This is a genomic window from Chitinophaga sp. RAB17, assembly GCF_052114225.1.
GTDB lineage: Bacteria > Bacteroidota > Bacteroidia > Chitinophagales > Chitinophagaceae > Chitinophaga.
On record NZ_JBFREI010000001.1, the window covers coordinates 1,015,263 to 1,036,227 of the forward strand.

Consider the following 20,965-nt stretch of genomic DNA (forward strand, 5'->3'; position numbering starts at 1 on the left):
TAAGAAGTAATCAAATGGCTTTCTTGTTCAGGTGACCGTTTTCCACCCACCACCAATACCAGGTACCACCGCTGGCTTTGGCCGGATCAAAATCCGCGACAGAGAAGCTACCGTCGCCGGAAGCACTGGCGGGGATTTCATATACCTTCAACGCCTGACCATTATGGTTCCATTGCAGCGGCTGTCCCTTTTCACAAAGTTCAGGTTTTTTCAGACTATCTGTTAAAATGAAACAGGCTTTGCTTACGCCAAATACTTTGGCCATCCCCTGTTCATCGATACAAACAGCTGTTTTTTCATCCGGTGCAATTCCCCTCGGAAAGATACCATGATCTTTGATGATACGGCTCATAAAAGTGACATGTCTGCCTTCACGACCACGCTTCAGGTAATGCTGATCGCTGATCACATCCTTCAAATAAGGTGCGTGCAGAAAATCGTTGTTATATAGCGTTACCAACGAGTCGTACGGATTGGCCAGTACGGAATCCGAAACGGCGCTACCGCCTTCTCCGCTGTAGTAAAGGCCGCTCAGGATAGCACAGCCAGCGCTGGTACCACCTACCGGCACTTTCTTTTCCTGCAGCAGGTAATTAATGGCCGCATTTACTTTGGTATTTCTCCATTGGTTCATGTAGCGCGACTGGTCGCCGCCTGCAATAAACAACATTTCGGCGTTGCGGATAATGTTGGCAAGGGTATCATTGTTGGCCAGCTCGCGACTGGTGATGTTGAGTGTTTCTACGGAATTCACTTTCCCCAGCGAATCGATGTCATGATTGTAGCTACCATTTCCGGAGGCGGTGAGGACCACTACATCACCACCACCGCTGCGTGCGATCATCCATTGGAAAGCGCCATCCACATTGCCACCACCGCCAATCAATGCTATGCCGCCCTGTACGGGTGTGGTAATATCAGCGGTATCGCCAATGATGCCAATAGATCCCGGACGACCTGGTATGGCGGGGAGTTGTTTTGTGTGCTGATTACAGGCGCTAAAACATATAGCCGTTGCTGTTATAAATGGAAGAAGAGTGCTTATTTTCATTAGTAGCCTGGATTTTGTTTCATATTTTTATTCGCCTTCGTTTCTGCATCAGGAATAGGAAATACATATCCTTTCTGACCGGGTTTGAGGAGTACTGCTCCCTGTGCGTTGATCGCATCTGCCGGCTCCCTGGTAACAGATAAACCGCGTCTTCTCAGGTCAAATAACCGTTGTCCTTCGAAGGCCAGTTCTTTAAAGCGTTCAGTGTAAACAGCAGCAATCAATGCATCTTTATCATTGAAGGTTTGCGGCGTATATCCGTTGATACGTGCGGCACGTAAGTCGTTCAGATCGGCAGCGCCATCGGCCACTTTACTTTTCTCTGCCAGGGCTTCTGCTCTGATCAGGTACATTTCACCGGTTCTGAAAAGCTTGATATCTGTAAGTCCGACGTTACCATCCGGGCCAAAATATTTATTGACGATGTACTCTGAAGTACCATCTCCACGGGTATCATCGAAGAGAATATAGGCGCCATAGCGGACATCATTGTCCTTATCAAAGGTGTTAATTAATTCAAAAGAAGGAGCATAATAAACAACATCTCCATCATAATAAACAGCGCCTATTGGATCGTTCACACTGGCTACCTGCTTCAGTTTCCAGATCACCTCTGATTGTTTGGTATCTGTCCAAATGCCCGGAAAATCGGCGGCGCTGGCCAGTGGCAGCGCATTAATTGCAGCAGTGGAGTAGGTAATCGCATCATCCCATTTCTTTTCGTACAACGCTACCCTGGCGCGGATGGCAGATACACCCGTCAATGTGATACGGGAATTGTCATTGGCATCAGCAGGAATTAAAGTGCTGGCCTGTTGCAGATCCTTTTCTATTGCAGCCATCACCGCACCAAAAGTGTTGCGGGCAGGAAAACTAATGATGGAAGTATCCATAAATGGTACGCCCATGGCAGCGGGATCGTATGCTTCCGCATAACTTTGCAATAGTTGAAAATGGCAATAAGCGCGTAGTGCTAAAGCTTCGCCGCGGTACCTGTCTTTCAAAGCAATATCATCCCCTTTGGCAGGTACCCTGTTCATCGCTCCCAATATGCGGTTCACCCGGTCTATGGTGATATAATATTCCCCGAAAGAACCGGTTATAGTGGTGCTACCCGGATCTATCTGCCAACGGTAAGAAGCCACGCCCCTGCCCAGGTTATTTTCATTGGGGAGGGTGCATTCATCTGTAAGCAGCGATACGCTGTAGATGGTGTTATACGTTAACTCCGAATAAGCTCCCAGCAGCCCACTATTCAGGTCGGCCACATTACGGAAGGTTCTTTCCGGATCAATAATGCTATCAGTAGGTTGCAGGTCCAGTTGCTTGTTACAGGAAAGAATTAAAAAAGGCAACAGCAACACCAGGTATCTTAAATGACGGATCATCATGAGTTACTTGTTTTAGAAATTAACATTCAGGCCAAAAGTGTAAGTCCGCGCACTGGGGTAGTCAAACATACCCTCCCCGTCACTATTTTCCGGATCAAAACTTTTCCATTTAGTCCAGGTGTACAGGTTCTGCGCCTGTGCAAATACCTGGATGCCTTGTACAAACTTTATGTGCCCAAGGATTTCCTTTGGAAAATTGTAGCCAATACTTACGTTCCTTAACCGCAGATAGGAAGCGTCCTGTATGTCTTTGGAAGAATAATTCCTGCCGGCTGTAATCCTTGGCAGGATGGCGTTATCGCCCGGCTTTTTCCAGCGGTCATACAACATGCGTTTGGATTGATTACTACTGGCGAAAGAGGGGTTTTCGTTATAGTAATCTTCATTCAGATAGCGCATGCTCTTATCAGCAAACGTAAACAGTGCATTCGCATAAAATCCTTTCCAGGTAAGGCCGGTATTAAACCCACCGGTGAGCGGTGGTATATAAGTACCAAATTCTGCTACGCTTAAAGCAGTTTCATTATAGTTAGTTGTTTTATTTCCACTACGATCATAATAAAGCGGATTACCATTGGCAGGATCCACGCCCGCCCATTTAGGGGCATAGTGAGAACCATATGGCAAGCCCACTCTTACAATCTGCGAAAGTCCCTGTGTGAACTCATTAGCTGCTCCCAGATCCGTAACTACGTTTTTATTATAGGCGAAGTTGACACCTACTGTCCAGCTAAAATTTTTCTGGCGGATCACATCTCCCTGGATATCCATTTCTATTCCCCGGTTACGCATAGAACCGGAGTTGAGAGAGATCGTATAAAAGCCGGAAGTGATAGACTGTGGCTGATCTACAAACAGGTTATTGGTAACTTTACTGTATACATCACTCACTACGCGGATACGGTTATTCCATATGCCGAGGTCAAATCCCACGTTAAATTCTTTAGCGTATTCCCAATCGTAGGCCGGGTTACCAGGTTGATAAGGATAAATGGCCGGGGTGCCGCCATACTGATTTGTTCTAAAAGTACGGAAGTAGGAAAAAGGACCACTACCGGAAAACGGATTGGCAGAAGTACCATAGCTGGCCCTGAAGCGCAGGTTATTCACAAAATCAACATCCTTCAGGAAGTTTTCACGTTTTACTTCCCAGCCCAATCCTACAGAATAAAATCCATGCCACCTGTTATTTACAGGCACCGTAGAAGCACCGTCACGGCGGTAGCTGGCGTTCAGTGTATATTTTTCATGGAAGGTATAACGGCCTACTGCAATGTAGGAAGCCAATGCGCTTTTTGTTCTGCCCCCACTCAGGGTTGGCGCAAAGGGAGAACCCGGTGTGATCGCTGCCGGTGTGGCAGGAAATCTTCCATCCAGGTCGTACCCGGTGTAACCGAAAGCGCGGTAGTTATTTTTGGTGAATTCAAAATAACCGGATACTTCGAAATCATGTTTGTCTATTACTTTAGCATAGGTTAAGCCGGACGTGGTGACCAGTGTAAAGTTCCGGGTGGTACCTTCACCGAAACTACCTTTAGCACCATTATCTACTTTATAGCCGGAGTAGGAATCCGGGTTTACATAAGCTTCAGACGTTGTTTCCCTGAAGTCCAGTCCCAGTCTTGTTTTTGCAATGAGTCCTTTTGCCAGTTCATAGTTCAGGGAAGTACCGATAATACTCTTTATCTGATTTTCCTTGTTGGAAGTATTCAGCATGGCTTCCAGTGCTTTACTACCTTCACGTGGATCCAGGGTTGGATATTCATCGCGGTTGTACCGGGTCATCAGGGTACCATCTTTCGCATAGGGGTATTCATATGGCATGGCGTAGTATACTGCTGCCAACGTGTTTTCGCCACTGCTGGAGGCTTCATTCCGAATGAAAGACGACTCCGTATAGGCGAGACCGATATTAATATTCGCCGTTAATTTCCCCACGTTGAAATCCACATTATTTTTCAGGGCGTAACGTTTTAATGCAGATGTTCTGGCAATACCCTGCTGATCAAAGTAATTCACCGAGCTATAAAATCTCACATTATCATTGCCTCCGCTGGCAGACAGCTGTTGTTCCTGGAACTTTCCGGTTTGCAGGAAAATTTTTCTCCAGTCAGTATTCATGTTGCCCAGGCTATCGATAATACGATCTGCTTCCTTTTTCTCTGCGGGCGTTTTAGTAGCATAGTCAGGATTTTTGGGAGAATAATCCCAACCTGGTCCATTACTTTCACCGGTCTCCAATCCCACTTCCTCCTGGAATTGCAGGATTTCTTTCGAATTCATCATCTCATATTTCGGCGTAGTCATATTTGAAAAGCCGTATTGCGATTTATAGGAGATGGCTACTTTTCCGGATTGTCCTTTTTTAGTGGTGATGACGATAACACCGTTGGAGCCGCGTGATCCGTATAATGCTTTAGCAGAAGCATCTTTCAATACTGTTACGGAGGCAATATCTTCCGGGTTGATGCCCTGGAATACGCCGGCTTCTATTGGGATACCATCCATTACATATAATGCGGAAGAGTTACCGTTAATGGTACCAACTCCTCTTATGGTTACTTTGGCGCTGCTGCCGGGCTGTCCGGAGCCGGCGGCTACTACCATGCCGGGCACACGTCCCTGCAGGATCTGGTCGAAACTACCCATGGGTACCTGTGTAATTTTATCAGCGCCTACTACACCGGAGGCGGCGGTAGACTTATCCCTCGCATAATTCGTATAACCGGTAACCGTTACCGCGTTCAGTGTCTTGATATCTTCAATGAGTGTAATATTGATTTCGCGACGGCTACTGATCGCTACTTCCTGGCTTACATACCCTATCAGGGAGAACTGCAGCGATGTTGCCTTGTCGGGTGCCGTTAGTTGATAGGTACCATCTACTTTGGTGAGTGTGCCGGCAGTAGTACCAGTAGCTCTTACGGTAACACCAGGCAGGGGCAGGTTGTCTATCCCCCTGACGGTACCGGTGATAGTGATATTATCCACCACTATTGCAGCAGTGGTGGTTTGGGCATATACCACTACCAGGCCATCTTCCTTCAGCGTATAGGCGAGGTTGGTACCGGAAAATGCCTGTGTGAGCACCGCATCGAGCGTAGCATCTTTTGCGGCCACGGTCACTTTTTTATTTTCCGGCAGTGTCTTATCATGAAACACAAAGCGGTAAGCCGTTTGATGCTCCAGTGTTTTCAGCAATTGTTTTATACTTGTTTCTTTTACCTGCAGGGTAATCGTTTCCTGCGCAAAACAAATAGCCTGCACCTGAAGGCAGGTCAAAAAAAGAAAGATTGTCAATTTCATAGTGAGCAGCAGTTTGCCGGCGGGAACAGGTTTCCCCTTCCATTCCAGGAATACAAGTTTTAACATACCTTTGATGTTGGTTTAGTAAATGATCAATCCCGACATTTTCTGACCTTTTCCGGGGAAGTGTTCCAGCACTTCCCCTTCTTTATTTTTGGCTGATGTATGATTCTTTATTTGCTGATAATAATTTTTCCGTTCTGCATTTTAAAGCTAAAGGGATAAGATAACTGCAAAGCATCCAGTGCTTTGAGTATTGTTTCGCTTTCGAAGGTGCCGGAATAACGGTATTCTTTCACTTCTTCATCTGCAAATACCACCGGGATACCGTACCACTTTTCCAGCTTCGCTGCGATCACTTCCAGGGGTTCATTTTCAATTTCCAGGCGATTTCTTACCCAGGCAATTTCTTTGGCTTTGTGGTCCACCGGATCTGCATCCAATGGTGCTATGGCAAAAGGTTTGGTTATATCTGTTGTTAATTTCTGATTGGGTTGCAATACAATTTTCTGTTCGGGATGGTTGACCAGCGTAACTTCCACTTTCCCCTTAAATAAAGCGGTTTCCGTTTGGCGATAATGATACGCACTGACATTAAAAACGGTGCCCAATACTTTAATATCTACCGCAGCAGTATGTACGATAAATGGATGCCGGGCATTTTGTGTTACATCAAAGAAGGCTTCCCCTGTAAGGGTGAGCTGCCTGTCTTCCCGGTTAAATCCGGGAGACAACTGTACGGTACTATTCTCCCGTAAAACAATGGAAGAGCCATCCGACAGTACCACCGTTTTCCGGGGTTCTTTACCGGCATTGATCACCACGGCTTCTTCCGGGTGCACCTTATGCTGATAAAAAAGCGCCATGCCTCCGGCTAACAGCAGCACCCCTCCTATCACGGCGGCATACTTCAATACCTGCGGGAAGCGCCTGTGGGCAGTATCCTGTCCGGATTCCTCGCCCAGCGCCTGTTGCAGCAGATCATACCGTGCAATGCCATCTTCCAGATGTTTCAGTTGCTCTAACCGGTTGCCCTGCCTGGCAGACAACAGCGCCACAATACTGCGGGCTTCCGCTACTGCTTCCTGCTTTTCAGGATGCTGGCGCAGCCAGTCTTTCCAGAACAACACATCCTTATCATGTTCTTCCAGGCAATAGCGCTGAAAAGATTCATCACATGCAAAATCGATGACTTCGTATTCCTGGAAATTCATGTAGGTAATGCCTTTGATTATACAGACGGAAGAATGCGTCGTTTTTCCTAAAGATTTTTTAACTTTTTTTTTCGGGAGATGGAAAGCTGCTTATTTCAGCATTTTCCTGAGTGCCTTGATGGCATCATAAATGGTATTGTAGGCCGTTTTCACGGTTTGGGAAGTTTGGGCGGCTATTTGTTCATAGGTCAGGCCTTCAAAGAATTTCAATCTTACCAGTTCAATCTGCCTGGGGGTTAATGCTTTCAGAGCCAGCTGCAGGCGGTGTTTCAGCTCTTCATCCTGTTGTACCTGGATAATGATTTCTTCATAAGACAGTTCACTTTCTGCGTCTTTATCCGTTGCCCGGTGAATGGCGGCATGGATCCTGGACTGGTAGGCCAGCTGGTCCAGCAGTTGTCTTTTGAGGGCGGTAAATAAATAAGCTGGTACATTGGTAACAGGGCGCAGGCTTTGGTGCCGGCTCCACAACTGTAAAAACAGCTGTGTGATACAGTCTTTTACCAGTTCATCGCTGCCACATATTTTCAATCCAAATCTCAGCAGATGTGAATAAGTGTTGTTATACAATGCAAACAACGCCTGTTTATCGCCGTTCCTCAGGCGTTCCCAATAAGTGCTATTGTCTTCTTCATAAGACATACAATATCATATACCGGATGCTTTACCGGAATCATCTGTTGACTCCGCGCATCCTCCGGTTAAGATACTGCGAAAAATCTTTATCGTTGCATTTCGTTCAGATCCCCAGCATAACCCGCTCTTTCTCCAGCTCCGCCTCTTCATAAGAGGAAGATGGCATATCTGTTATTTCTGTGAGCAGCAGCGTATATCCCAGTAAAAGCACAATCAATAACACCTGGTAACGCAGCACAATAGGCGCTGCCAGCACGCTGAACGAAAAATTGATGAGGATAAATGTCCAGCATAACAGCAAGGCGATATTAAACTTCCGGCTGGACTTGCGGATACCTTTCCTGATCAGGTAGCGAATGGTTTCCTCCAGGAACAGTAAATGGCAAATAACGATTAACGAGGGAAATAATGCCATGAGCGTGCTTTGCAGGTCGTTGTACTTGCTTTCCGGTTTTTCCGTTTTCCCATCCGTAAAAAAAGCGCTCACATTTTTCAGGTCTGAACCCATATAGGGACGATTATAAGCATTCAATACCTCCGGCTCAGGAAGTATATACAGCATGGCATTTTCCCGCAAATAGTAATGAAAGAAATCCGCCGGATACTTTTTGATCATATACTCTCCGTAACTCCTGAACAGTGGCGCCAGCGCAGCCCAGGCGGTATAAGCGTCCTTATCTTTATTAATTGTCCAGTAGTTCCGCAGCATAGACTTCTGTGGCCCTATATTATCCCACATAAATACAGATCCTTCAAACACATGTTTCTTTCTTTCACTTCTCCTCAGGCTATCGCAATAAGTATACACCAGCTTATGCATGACCGCGAACTTCGGCGGTACATCCGTTGAATCCAGCTTCCGGTACTGTAACATATACATGGAATTATTCATCATCTGCCATCCGCTGAAAACCGAAAACTCCCGCACCCCGGCATGTTCATAAGAACGCTGCCGGATAAACAACACAAAAGATGCTATCAGCACCATAGGCAGCAAAATAGCCGCTACCTTCTGCCACACCTTATATCGGGACAATAATATTGGGATCAGCGCCACAAACGGATAAAACATGGCATTATAACGAATCGTGAAAGCTAGTCCCAGCACCACCCCATGCAACACCAGTATTAAAGTTGTGGGCTTATGCAGCATCCATAGCAACAGCGTTATCCAGGTAAGCCCCAGCGACAGGAATACTGCATCAGAGATGAAGTAGTTGCTCAAAAACGGAAATAACGGGTTAATCAGTAGAAAGGCATAGAAACCATACCGGAAGTAGCTATCCGGATGAAAAATATATACGATACTGAAATAAAAGAAGTAAGCACTTGTTTCCAGCAGGGTTAACTGCAACACTGCCAGCGCCGTTTCAGAATGCGACACCTGGTGGAATAGCCACAGGAACTTGGAGTAGCCGATAGGCCATATATTGTGATCCAGGTTTTGCAGGGCCGTTTGCATATAAGAACCGGTATCTGAGGTAAAATCCAGGTAGGGAAAAAAATGTTTGAATATAACCATCTTGATAACAGCTGTGGCTACAGCTATAGCCAATAGCAGGCGATTACGGCGATCAGCGAAAATAAAGGCGCCGAAACTGTTGGCAGGCGTATTAGCGGGCAGGGAGGGTGATAAAAACATAGTTTAACTTTTATATTTGATCCGACCGGCAGGATCTATGGTTTGTGCCTTAATGAGGGTGTTTGATTCAGGGTTGTACTACGTGTACAAGTATAGGAGAAGCGACTGAAACAGGAATTCAGTGGTAGATGAAAGTATGGCAATCAAGGATTTACTGCAATTTTTTGGAAGAAAATGGGGTAAAAATTTGGTATTTATCAGAAAAGTTCTACTTTTGCGGTCCTGATTTACTATTGCCGAATAGTATAACGGTAGTACGACAGACTCTGACTCTGTTTGTCTTGGTTCGAATCCAGGTTCGGCAACAATACTAAAATGCACTCCAGGAGTGCATTTTTTGTTTACCTCCTGCTCTCTTTTTGTAGCAAAAAAGGATCAAGTTGAAAACCTGGGGGATATCTTTTTTCAATATGCTCTAAATGCCCATACTCTCCCGTTTGTCATTCTCAAATCCCTACTACACTAGCTTTGAATATTATACAATACGCCATACAATCCCTTTGGCTAATCTTCAATTTGCCCCGAAAACACCCTCCCCGAATTATCTTATATTTATAGTAATCAAAATCATCTCCCATGGCAAAACAAATGTCTATCATTTCTTTTACGGGAAAACTCGGGAATTTCATAGGGTATAAGCGCAATGGCAAATACTTTCTGCGCAGCATGCCTGAAAGCGTGCAGCAAACGGCTGCTACCCGTCGCGCATCCCGCCGCTTTGGCATCGCCAGCAGGAAAGGCGCTTTTATCCGTAAGGCATTCTACCCCCACCTGGATATCCATTGCGATGGTGGCCACATCAATCGGCTGAACAAGCGACTCATTGCTGCCGGTGATCATCACGAGACCCTAACTGGCTTCCGCTTCAATCAGCATACCGGTGTAGATCGTTTCTTTACCGTGGCTCCCCGGCTGTGCCATAACGGGATATTAAATATTCCCGCACAAACCATCGCCGGGTATAAAGGTATTACTGCGCTGGAAGTAAAAGTGATCGCTACACGTATTGATTTTACATCACGTCAGGTGGTGGGTAGCGAAACGGTGACGCTCATAATAGATCCGGCTACCACTTTCCAGGAAACAAATGTTTCGCTGGATGTACCGGGGCAGGGTTCACTGGTAGTAGTTTTCCAGGTAAGAGCGATGTACGGGGATGGTCCATCGGGCAACAGACAATATATGGCCGCTGATATCATTGCGGTGGCAGCACCACATCTACCCAAATATGCTAAAAAACGTACTTACCCCAAGCGGACGATATTGCCTCCCAAACTTACCTGGCCACACGCATTTCCATCTGTCATTCAACTGGAATAAAACCATCTTGCCACCGGAGATATTTTGATGAATAAAACCTTTATACGTGCTTCCTTTCAATAGTATATTTCTTTCCCCAACTACCCCCTGGTAGGGAAGCAGCCCTGCTATGGCCAGTTCTCACCTCCATCCATTTGCTGATGCAATTTCACCCCTGTTATACATCCGGACGTCATCCCCGCATCAAGTCCACCTCTCCTGCAGTGCTACTGTATGTACTAAGCGGGTGCTAAGCATAGACGGATGCTACATAATGAAATACCTGTTTGCGGGTAGTCCCGTTGGATATGCGATTTTCTTACGCATTATTTTTAACATCGATGAATGGACGAAGATGCTTTCTATAATGACTATCTTCTTGTTCCTTTTCATCCCTATTCAAACCGTCAACAACATAGATCGCGTACCTGGATGGTTTTAATACCATTTTACCGTTCTGCGAGGAAGAAAATATCCCTTTTATGCAATTCGGATTACGTATGCAGATCTGAATATGGGTTTTATCGTTAAAGCCAACGCCATCATACAATGGATCACCTTCAAAGAAAACCCCTTTAACAGCATCAAATGGCTTAAATCCAGAAAGGTTAATTAGTATGTGGATATTCCTAATTACGGCACAATCCAACCTTCTTACTATTCTGTCCTTCGAATTTTCATCATGTGCAGGGTTAGTATTGGCCTCTTCTTCACATCCATGAAAACCCATCATTAATCCTGGCTCGGATGAATAAATAAAACTAGAATGAGTCATTGTAAATAAAGTGATTGGGATTAACTATTTATTATCTGGTAGCTTTTGGCGAAGCCGCTTTCTTAGCAACCGCTTTAGTGGCAGTTTTCTTAACCTTAGGCACAAACAAGTCCCTTATTCCAAGGTCATCAATCAATTTACTCGCTAACTCCGGAGATGCAATAATATCAGCCCTTTGCTTAATTAGAGCCGCTTTAATTTGCTTATATGAGAAATCTGACATCATACAACAAAATTAAGTCGTTACTGCATTACTTATTCACAAATGATGATCTAATTTCATTGCTATTGCCATGATGGTTATCATTCACCAATTCTAATTAACAAATTTTTCAAAATACTGCTATTATGATACTACTCCATCCTCTCCAACACCTTCTCCATCTCCGTCTCATCACCAACCCCCGAACGTCTGTACACAATCGTCCCTTCCTTATCAATTAAAATAAACGTAGGCAATGCCTGTTCTCCAAATACTCTTCCTATGTCGTTATCTTTATCGAAACAATGAAGCCAGTTCATTGTATTTATCTTTACTGCATTCTTAAATTTAGCAGCATCGTGATCATAGTTAAGACCAACGATGATCAACTTATCTGCCGGATATTTCGCTCTCAGTTCCTTTATGAATGGCATGGATTTCATACACGGCACGCACCAGGTTGCCCAGAAATCAAGCAACACATACTTCCCTTTAAAATCGCTCAACTGATAAGCATGACCATTCATATCCATGAAAGAAAATGAAGGCGCGGCTCCTCCTTTTTCAGGAGGACGAACCAACCCTTCCAATAATAGCTGCAGCGATACCCCTTCTATACTTTGTGTAAATTTTGGAGGAAATCCCATTTTCAAAAACGTCAGCAAATAATTTAAATAGGGCGTGTCTTTTTCAAAAGCAATCCTTGATGGTGTAACAATCTGGTCTTTAAAAAACCAAAATGAATAATAATCATGAGAGTACTTCCGAAGAACGGTCAACTCTTTTTGCTGCATCTTTTTCTGAATTTCCTCATGCAAATGACGGAGAGAATCGTTGCCCATAATTTCCTGGCCATTATGTTTAGTCCACAGTGCACTCAAATCTATGGCCTCTTTCATCCGGGAGGCTAACAGCTCCCTCCAAACATGGTTAGTAGTGGTATCATTTATAGGGATAGCATACTCATAAGCTTTATAAACAAATACTTCCCTCTTAAATCCATACCAGATGGTTGCGGCCGTATCGCCAACAAAAAAATCCGGGGAATGTCCGCGGTATCCTTCTTTACTGTAAGTAACTGACACCGCCGCATATTCCGAGTATAAATTATCTTCCAGTACCAATTTATTATTCACAAAAGTATCGGGTACATCAATGACTTGTTTGCCATTATCATAACTGCAATGCACTTTTCCCGCAGCAATGGCTGTATCCAATAGTATTGTCACAGAAAACCTGCGCTGGGCATAGAGGGGTTGAAAAACAATAAGGACGGCTACAAATAAAAGAAGGATAGCTTTTATCATGTTACAAAGAATAAGTTGACCAAAAGTAGCCAAAGTAGGCAGCGCTGCGCCCTGCCCACAGTTTAAGTTTAGTTAAAATTACCTCCTGATAAGTAGGGCCTGCCAACTAATCCAGACAATTAAACATGATAAGTTTAAATAAATAAAATACTCATCATTTTAAAACTATTTTTACACCAGGAAAATTATTAATTGTCCATAATACAATCATTATCAACGCATTTAAAATTCATTTAAGATTTAAAAAACACCATTACACCTTAGGGTTATTTGAAATTTTCTGTCTCGTAAATATATTATGCTATGGGTCATGATGAATTAGTGTATGCAAGCGATCAGGAACTACTGACAAAACTCAATAACGGGAACAGGGTTGCATTTGACGTATTATATAATAAATACTGGAAACAAGTCTACAATACTGCCTACAAAAGAATAAGTAATACAGAACTGGCACAGGACATTGCTCAGGAAGTTTTTATTCAGTTATGGACCCGGGAAGCTAAAACCCCTATCCTCAACCTGCCGGCTTACCTACAGGCATCTGCACGGAATGGCGTATTTAAACAACTGGAGAAAGAAAGCAAATACGCCATGCTGCCGGAAGAATTACTGGAATTAAATACCTCGGATGGTTCCGCAGATACGGCCGTGTTATTCAAAGAGTTCCTCGAAACTTTTAAAGAACTGGTAGCCACCTTACCCACACAGCAAAAAGTCATCTTCAACTTACGCTTTCATGCTGGACTCAGCAGCCAGGAAATTGCTGACCAAATGGATATTTCCGTAAAAACAGTCCGGAACCAAATGGGGAAAGCGCTGGCCAGAATCCGGCAATCGCTTATTTTAATTCAGCTGGCCGCCTTCCTGTCTGCGATGGGAGATTTACCAGGATCGACCAACCCGTCTGCATTTCCATCGAATACAGATCCCTCTTTTACGATCCAGGACTACCCGCTCCTTCATACCTGAAAAATATTTTTTCAAACAGTATGGGCGCAGCCCTCACTTTTTGACTCTTATCATTGACAACAGCTTCAAATGCACGAAAATAAAAAGGAATATTTTCAGCTTATTCTAAAAAAATACCGGACAGGGAATGCCAGCGAGGAAGAAATAAAATTTCTGGAAACTTTTTTTGATCTGTTTGAATCCAACGAAGACCTGATCACAGCTGACAATGAAGCGGATTACCTTCCGCTGAAGGCCGCTATGAAACATCATATTGACCAGCAAATTGACCAGCACAGTGCCTCACCAGCATCGTTCAGGATCTATTGGATGGTGGGCAAAGTGGCTGCCGCGGCGATACTCGTTTTCCTGGTAGCGTACTACTTTATGCCACCCCACCGGCTGACTAACAAAGCCGCTGACTACGCCGTGAATAATGCGTTACCGGCAACCGGCAAGCCAACACTGACACTAAGCGATGGCAGCGTCATTTACTTAAATGACAGCACCAAAGGTGAAATTGCCAGACAATCCGGCGTCATCATCACCCGGACAAAAGACGGGGCCATTGTGTACAATGCAGGCAGTCAGCCAAATGCGACCGGCCAGGTACCGGAAAATACATTCTCCACACCAAAGGGTGTGAAATATAAAATCATGTTACCGGACGGATCCAGCGCATGGTTGAATGCACTGTCATCGCTCAGCTATCCTACCCGGTTCACCGCCGCCGAACGCGTGGTGACGTTAAATGGAGAGGGATACTTTGAGATAAAACCCAATGCACAACAACCTTTTGTGGTGAAGTCAGGCACGCAGCGCGTGCAGGTACTGGGTACTCACTTTAACGTGAATGCCTACGCAGATGAAAGCGCCATCAAAACCACCCTGCTGGAAGGATCTGTTAAAGTAAGCACCAGCAACGGATCTTATTTAATTGTACCAGGTGAACAGGTCATTGCCAGCAGAGATAACAATAAGCCGCTGCGCAAAATAACTGCCAATACAGAAAAAGAAACCGCCTGGGTGAACGATATTTTTTCTTTTAAAAACGATGACCTGCCATATGTCATGCGCCAGATAGGCCGCTGGTACGATATCGACATAAAATATGAAGGAAGCATTACCCCGGAAAAATTCTCGGGAGAAATATCACGCAGCAGCGGATTGTCCGATGTGCTGACCATCTTAATGATCAACGATATTAAATTCAGCCTTACCGGCAATGTCTTAACTATTTCGAACGGAAGCAATAAATAGCTATCCCTTAACTGTCACTAATTTTAAACTATTAAAATGTATCGGATGCTTTACCAATCAGTAACCAGGATCTAACCAACAAACAAGCCAACAACTATGCGAAATGCCTTGCCATAGGGCATTATCAGCTAACTACTTTTTATCAACTAATCTGACATCAACCATGAAATTAATTTTTCATCGTCCTCCTTTGTCTTTACAGACAAGGGTAAGGGGATTTTTTTATCTGGTATCCAGACTCACCACCGTGTTACTCCTACTTACATTCCTGCAATTATCCGCAGCGGTAGCAGACACCGGCCATGTAACCATCTCCCGGAAAAATGTTTCCCTGGAAACTATCTTCCGGGAAATCAAACAACAAACGGGYTACCTGTTCTTTTATAAAGGCAGCGTAAATATCGAAGACTTGAAACAGGATGTGAGCCTGAAAGATGTTACACTGGAAGAAGCCCTTAGAACCTGTCTGAGTAAATTTACGCTCACCTACACAATTGTTAACAAAACGATTGTGATCAGTAATAAAGCAGCGAATACAAACGTCACAACAACTCCTCTCCAGGAAGTTACTATTTCCGGGCGGATTACCGACAGTACCACACATACCGCTATGGTAGCTGTTACCATCAGTGTTAAGAATAAAAACATATACACACAAAGCAATGAAACCGGCCTGTTTAAAATAGAGGCCGGTACAGGTGATGTGCTGGTGTTTAGCTCTATCGGGTTTAGACGGAAAGAAGTGCTCCTAAAAAATACCTCCTTTCTCAATATCCTCATGGCGCCCAATACCAGCGCCCTGGGTGATGTAGTCATTACCGGTTACCAGGTGATTAAAAAAGATAACTATACCGGTAACGCCATTACCGTTAAGGGAGAAGAATTAAAACGCCTAAACCCTCAGAATATCCTGAAAGGATTGGCTTCCTTTGATCCCTCTTTCCGGATTGCAGAAAACAACCTGCTGGGTTCTGATCCAAATGCGCTACCCAAAATCAATGTACGTGGTTCTACTGCCATGCCTTCCATGAATGGGGAAGTGTTAGACCGGAATAATTTGTCCAGCTCCTACAACCTGCCTGTATTCATTATGGATGGTTTTGAAGTGCCACTGCAAAAAGTAGTGGATTTCGATATTAACAGAATTGCCAGCATCACTATCCTGAAAGATGCTGCTGCCACGGCTGTATATGGCTCCAGGGCAGCAAACGGTGTGATCGTAATCACCACTAAAACACCCATTCCCGGCAGGTTACGTTTAACTTACAACTACGAGTTGAATGCTACCGCAGCAGACCTTACCGGTTATCATGTGCTAAATGCTACTGATAAACTGGCTTATGAAAAACTGGCGGGCTTATATAATGCGGCGAATACTGCCGCCTATAACCAGGAGGATTTAGACAAACAGTATTATGCCAAATTGAAAAATGTGGTCAGCGGTTACAACACCTACTGGCTGTCACAACCACTCAGAAACACTTACGGCCAGAAACATTCCATGTACGCAGAAGGTGGCGACTCTACCTTCAGATACGGCATCGACCTCCGCTATCAAACCAATCCGGGCGTGATGAAAGGCTCCGGCCGCGATAGGTACAGCGGTGGTATGAACTTTAACTACAACCCTACCCGTACGCTGTTAATTAAGAATGAAATTACTGTCACCCAGGTAAATGAACAAAATTCAAAATACGGCAGCTTCTCTACTTATGTAGGCATGAACCCCTACTATCGGATCACAGATGCCAATGGTAAACCAATACGTGAAATTGCCAACTGGAAAGTAGATACAAAAAAAGATGGCCCCGATCAAATCAAGAACGTACCGGTGTATAACCCCCTCTTTGAAGCGTCCCTGGGCAACTTCGATAAGGCTGCTTACCTGGAGTTGATCGATGCATTGTCTGTAGACTGGAAAATAAACCCTGCACTTCGTTTAATTGGTTTGGTGAGTATGAACAATACCAAAAGCACGGCAGATAAATTTGTGTCTCCCTTCAGCAATACCTTTTTTGAAACGCCCGCCAGCGAAATCTTAAATCGTGGTAGCTATTACTACAGCAGCAGTAATGGTATCCGCATGGATGGAAATCTCCGGGTAGTGTTTAACAAGCAACTCGGTGAACATGCGCTGAATGCAGTATTGGGCTCCAATATCACCTATTCAAAAACCGATTTTAAAAGTTTCGAAGCCAGAGGTTTCTCCAACGATAAATTTACAAATATTGGTTTTGCCAGAACCTATGCTGAAAATGCAGCGCCAATAGGTGATGTACCTAAAAGCAGTTTGATCGGCTCCTTCTTCAACGGCAGTTACTCTTATCAGAATAAATACCTGATGGATGCCGCCTTCCGTGTAGATGGTTCCTCCTCCTTCGGCTCTGATCAGAAGTACGCCCCTTTCTGGTCCGCAGGTATCGGCTGGAACGTACATAACGAAGCCTTCTTTCAAAAAATGTCTTCCGTACTCTCCCGCTTAAAGATAACCGCTACCTATGGCGTAACAGGTTCAGTTGATTTTCCACCCTATCTGGCTAAAACAATTTATACTTACCAAACGGCCAACTGGTATTCTACCGGCATAGGCGCCGTACTGAATGGGTATGGCAACAAAAGCCTGCAATGGCAGAAGACCTATAATACGGAAGTACGCGGTGAAATAGGATTATGGCACGATCGCCTGGTAATAAACCCGGTATATTATAATAAACTCACCAAAGGACTCTTAACAGATATCAACCTCGCTCCTTCTACCGGTTATACTACTTATAAAGCTAACCTGGGAGATATGTCCAACAAAGGGTATGAGCTATATCTCACTGCCAACGCATATCGCAGCAGGAACCTGAATATCAATATCACCGGCAACCTGGCGCACAATACCAATACGATTGTTAAAATATCCAATGCCTTAAAAGCTTATAACGAAAGTGTTAATAAATACCAGCTGGATCCGGATAACAATGCACAAGGCAAGCCACTGCTGCGGTATGCAGAAGGTCAGTCCACCAACACCATCTACGCCGTTAAATCCATGGGCATAGATCCGCAGAATGGAAAGGAGCTATATGTAGCCTCCGATGGCTCGCTCACCTACAACTACAATATCAACGATACCAGGCCCGTAGGCGATTACACCCCTAAAATAGAAGGCTATTTCGGCAGTAACATTACCTACAAAAATTTCATGTTCAGCTTCAGCTTCTACTACAAGCAAGGTGGGGATATGTACAACCAGACATTGGTGGACAGAGTGGAAAATGCAGACCCACGTTTCAATGTAGACAGCAGGGCATTAACGCAACGCTGGATCAAACCGGGGGATATTGCTTTGTATAAAAACATCGCTAATCTCAATACCACTTATGCTACCAGCAGATTTATCCAGAAAGATAACCTGCTGGAACTGCAGTCGCTATACCTGTCCTATGATGTAAAAAGTATGCTGACAAAAAGAATGGGCTTACAATCATTACGGGGCGCAGTGACCATGAATGACATTTTCAGAACGTCCAGTGTACGGCAGGAACGTGGTATTGATTACCCGTTTGCCCGCAGTTTAACCTGTTCCATTCTCGCCACTTTTTAATTACATGAAAATGAAAAAACATTTCTACTTAATAGTCCTCCTGCTGGCTTGTGCTTCCTGCAATAAGTTCCTGGACCTGAAGCCACAGTCGCAGATTGATATGGACGACCTGTTTACTACAGAACAGGGCTTTAAAGAAGCATTGAATGGCATCTATACCATCTGTGCTTCCCAATCGCTATATGGTGGCCATCTCAGCTTTGGCAACCTGGATATCATTGCACAAAACTATCAGTTTACGGACGTTACCTACCGGAATCTGGCCAACTTCGATTATGGCGGCGACCTGATGAAAGGAATGAACAACGCAGTATGGGCCAATGCTTACAAAGCCATTGCCAACTGTAACAGCTTGTTGACGGCCATCGATAAAAACCCTTCTCTCTTCAGCGGCGACAGCTATGCGCTGATCAAAGGAGAAGCATTGACCTTACGCGCGTACCTGCATTTTGATTTACTGCGCATGTTTGCCCCCTCGTATAAAGCAGGCGCCAAACTGAAGGGCATTCCCTATGTAGTAACTACCGGCGTACAAAGCACGCCATTTACAACGGTGACTGAAACAATAGATAAAATCCTGGCAGACCTGAATGAAGCAAAAGCATTGCTCAAAAAAAGTGATCCGATTGTCTTCTCTGATTATGTGGTGGGATACCCTTCCAATCCTTATGCTACGGAAACACTCAGCCAGGAACTGTTTATGCAGAACAGAAGGCACCGGATGAATTATTTTACCGTATGTGGAGAGCTGGCCCGCGTTTACTTATATAAAAATGATATGGGAAACAGCCTGTCCAATGCACAGGAAGTCATTGACTCAAAGAGATTTCCATTCACCACACAGGAAGATTTTTTCCAGACAGATATTGTTAAAAAAGACCGCATCTTTTACAACGAATTAATTTCTGCCTGGTATATAGATACCAAGGATATCAACACTATGTTGACAGCCAGATTCAACAATACAAACCCTACCTTAAGTGGTACCGCTGACCAGGTAAAGGAAATCTATGAAGTAGCCCAGTCTGGTGGCCAGGACTGGCGGCTGAAGCAATGGTTCCTTACGCAATCTGCTGCTACCGGTGGCCCTGACCGTTCTATACTGCAGAAGTACTACCGCAACGCTGCTCCCTTAACAAATCTGCATCCACTGATGGCGCCGGCAATCAGACTCAGTGAAATGTATTACATCGCTGCCGAAGCAACGTTTGATATCAATCCAACAAAAGCACTGGAATACTTTAATACGCTCAGGGCCAAACGTGGTATTGGTCGTACCATTACTGACGTCCCTAATAAAGATGCATTCATTGACCTGTTGTTAATAGATGCACGGAAAGAATTTTATGGAGAAAGCCAGATCTTCTACATGTATAAGCGACTGAATCACGCTATTACGGTTTCGGCTACACAGGTAAAACAACCTTCCACTTCCATATTCGTATTCCCGCTGCCGGAAGATGAAAATGCTTACAGAAATAATTAATTCATTGCCATGAAAAAACATTTAATCCTTGCCATACTTGGTTGCATGGCGATATACAGTTGTAAAAAGGATAGCATTTTATCCTACAGTGTTCCGAAGGATAATATCTACCTGGATTATCAGAATGGCGATAGCATCGTATATTCATTTGCGTATAACCTCACACAGGAAAGTGATACCATCTGGGTACCGGTGAAAATATCCGGGAAAGTGGTACATCAGGACAGAAGCTTCGCTATCAGCGTAGTGGACCAGGCTACTACGGCTGTCAGGAAGCTGCATTTCGAACCACTGCAGTCCAGCTATGTGATGCCTGCTGATTCCGGCACAGTGCATATCCCGGTGATCATCCTGAATACAGATACGGCACTTGTCAACAAATCGGTGTATGTGACCTTCCGGATATCAGGTGGAACTGACTTTGCCACGCAGTTACCCGAAGGCATCCGTACCAAAAGGATCTATTTCTCCAACAGACTGGAAATACCCGCCTGGTGGAATTTTTGGGGACAGCTGGGATCTTACAGCAGAACCAAACATCGTCTCTTCCTCCTCTCTTCCGGCACTAAGGACCTGGTGATCCCTAATTCCTACCCTGACTGGTACATGGAAATTCCAAGAGCACTGTACTACATTGCCAACACCAGCTATTTCCTCCATCACCCGTTTGATTGGGTAGCCCAAAACCCGGAGTCAGGCTATGTATTGAAAAAAAGAAACGATGCTACAGGCGACTATGATTTCTATAACACCGGTACACCTGACATCAGATTTTATCTGAAATATTTTAAGTCAGCTGATAAATACATTTTCATCGACGAAAACAACCAACAAATTATCTTCTAATCAGCCT

General features: G+C 44.5%; 15 protein-coding genes and 1 tRNA gene. 7 read left to right on the forward strand and 9 right to left on the reverse strand.

What is annotated here, in order from left to right; genetic code table 11:
- Positions 1-10: 10 nt before the first annotated feature.
- The 6 genes from AB4Z08_RS03880 to AB4Z08_RS03905 all read right to left on the reverse strand — a co-directional run bounded on the left by AB4Z08_RS03880 (position 11) and on the right by AB4Z08_RS03905 (position 9,240).
- Positions 11-1,051, reverse strand: coding sequence for a cyanophycinase (locus AB4Z08_RS03880; RefSeq protein ID WP_441572457.1), 1,041 nt, complete (start codon positions 1,049-1,051; stop codon positions 11-13).
- Positions 1,051-2,442, reverse strand: coding sequence for a RagB/SusD family nutrient uptake outer membrane protein (locus AB4Z08_RS03885; protein WP_441572458.1), 1,392 nt, complete (start codon positions 2,440-2,442; stop codon positions 1,051-1,053). The genes AB4Z08_RS03880 and AB4Z08_RS03885 overlap by 1 nt, the downstream gene beginning before the upstream one ends.
- 12 nt (positions 2,443-2,454) lie before the next feature.
- On the reverse strand, positions 2,455-5,814 hold the full coding sequence (locus AB4Z08_RS03890) for a TonB-dependent receptor (protein WP_441572459.1): 3,360 nt from the start codon (positions 5,812-5,814) through the stop codon (positions 2,455-2,457).
- A 107-nt stretch (positions 5,815-5,921) separates the two neighbouring features.
- Positions 5,922-6,962, reverse strand: a complete 1,041-nt coding sequence (locus tag AB4Z08_RS03895) for a FecR family protein (protein WP_441572460.1) — start codon at positions 6,960-6,962, stop codon at positions 5,922-5,924.
- A 90-nt stretch (positions 6,963-7,052) separates the two neighbouring features.
- Positions 7,053-7,604 (reverse strand): RNA polymerase sigma factor, encoded by a 552-nt coding sequence (locus tag AB4Z08_RS03900; protein ID WP_441572461.1) that lies wholly within the window; start codon positions 7,602-7,604, stop codon positions 7,053-7,055.
- Positions 7,605-7,701: 97 nt separating this feature from the next.
- On the reverse strand, positions 7,702-9,240 hold the full coding sequence (locus tag AB4Z08_RS03905; protein WP_441572462.1) for a hypothetical protein: 1,539 nt from the start codon (positions 9,238-9,240) through the stop codon (positions 7,702-7,704).
- A 234-nt stretch (positions 9,241-9,474) separates the two neighbouring features.
- Between AB4Z08_RS03905 and AB4Z08_RS03910 the strand changes: the two genes are divergently transcribed.
- Together AB4Z08_RS03910 and AB4Z08_RS03915 are read left to right on the forward strand one after the other, a co-directional pair.
- A tRNA-Gln gene (locus AB4Z08_RS03910) sits at positions 9,475-9,545 on the forward strand.
- A gap of 271 nt (positions 9,546-9,816) precedes the next feature.
- Positions 9,817-10,560, forward strand: coding sequence for a hypothetical protein (locus tag AB4Z08_RS03915; RefSeq protein WP_441572463.1), 744 nt, complete (start codon positions 9,817-9,819; stop codon positions 10,558-10,560).
- A gap of 298 nt (positions 10,561-10,858) precedes the next feature.
- Here AB4Z08_RS03915 and AB4Z08_RS03920 read toward each other — a convergent pair whose 3' ends face one another.
- The 3 genes from AB4Z08_RS03920 to AB4Z08_RS03930 form a co-directional block, all read right to left on the reverse strand.
- Positions 10,859-11,314, reverse strand: a complete 456-nt coding sequence (locus tag AB4Z08_RS03920; protein WP_441572464.1) for a hypothetical protein — start codon at positions 11,312-11,314, stop codon at positions 10,859-10,861.
- A gap of 31 nt (positions 11,315-11,345) precedes the next feature.
- The gene (locus AB4Z08_RS03925) at positions 11,346-11,540 is read right to left on the reverse strand and encodes a hypothetical protein (protein ID WP_441572465.1); all 195 of its coding nucleotides are present in this window, start codon (positions 11,538-11,540) and stop codon (positions 11,346-11,348) included.
- Between the two features lie 128 nt (positions 11,541-11,668).
- The gene (locus AB4Z08_RS03930; protein WP_441572466.1) at positions 11,669-12,823 is read right to left on the reverse strand and encodes a TlpA family protein disulfide reductase; all 1,155 of its coding nucleotides are present in this window, start codon (positions 12,821-12,823) and stop codon (positions 11,669-11,671) included.
- 303 nt (positions 12,824-13,126) lie between these two features.
- Between AB4Z08_RS03930 and AB4Z08_RS03935 the strand changes: the two genes are divergently transcribed.
- From AB4Z08_RS03935 to AB4Z08_RS03955, 5 genes are all read left to right on the forward strand, one after another.
- Entirely contained in the window at positions 13,127-13,795 is a 669-nt protein-coding gene (locus AB4Z08_RS03935; RefSeq protein ID WP_441572467.1) for an RNA polymerase sigma factor, read from the forward strand.
- A gap of 69 nt (positions 13,796-13,864) precedes the next feature.
- Positions 13,865-15,034 (forward strand): FecR family protein, encoded by a 1,170-nt coding sequence (locus AB4Z08_RS03940; protein ID WP_441572468.1) that lies wholly within the window; start codon positions 13,865-13,867, stop codon positions 15,032-15,034.
- Positions 15,035-15,197: 163 nt separating this feature from the next.
- Positions 15,198-18,626 carry a SusC/RagA family TonB-linked outer membrane protein gene (locus AB4Z08_RS03945; RefSeq protein ID WP_441572469.1) on the forward strand — a complete coding sequence of 1,143 codons (3,429 nt, stop codon included), beginning with the start codon at positions 15,198-15,200 and terminating at the stop codon, positions 18,624-18,626.
- 10 nt (positions 18,627-18,636) lie between these two features.
- Positions 18,637-20,112: a RagB/SusD family nutrient uptake outer membrane protein gene (locus tag AB4Z08_RS03950; protein WP_441572470.1), complete on the forward strand. Its 1,476-nt coding sequence runs from the start codon at positions 18,637-18,639 to the stop codon at positions 20,110-20,112.
- 9 nt (positions 20,113-20,121) lie between these two features.
- Positions 20,122-20,958: a DUF4843 domain-containing protein gene (locus tag AB4Z08_RS03955; protein ID WP_441572471.1), complete on the forward strand. Its 837-nt coding sequence runs from the start codon at positions 20,122-20,124 to the stop codon at positions 20,956-20,958.
- Positions 20,959-20,965 lie beyond the last annotated feature (7 nt).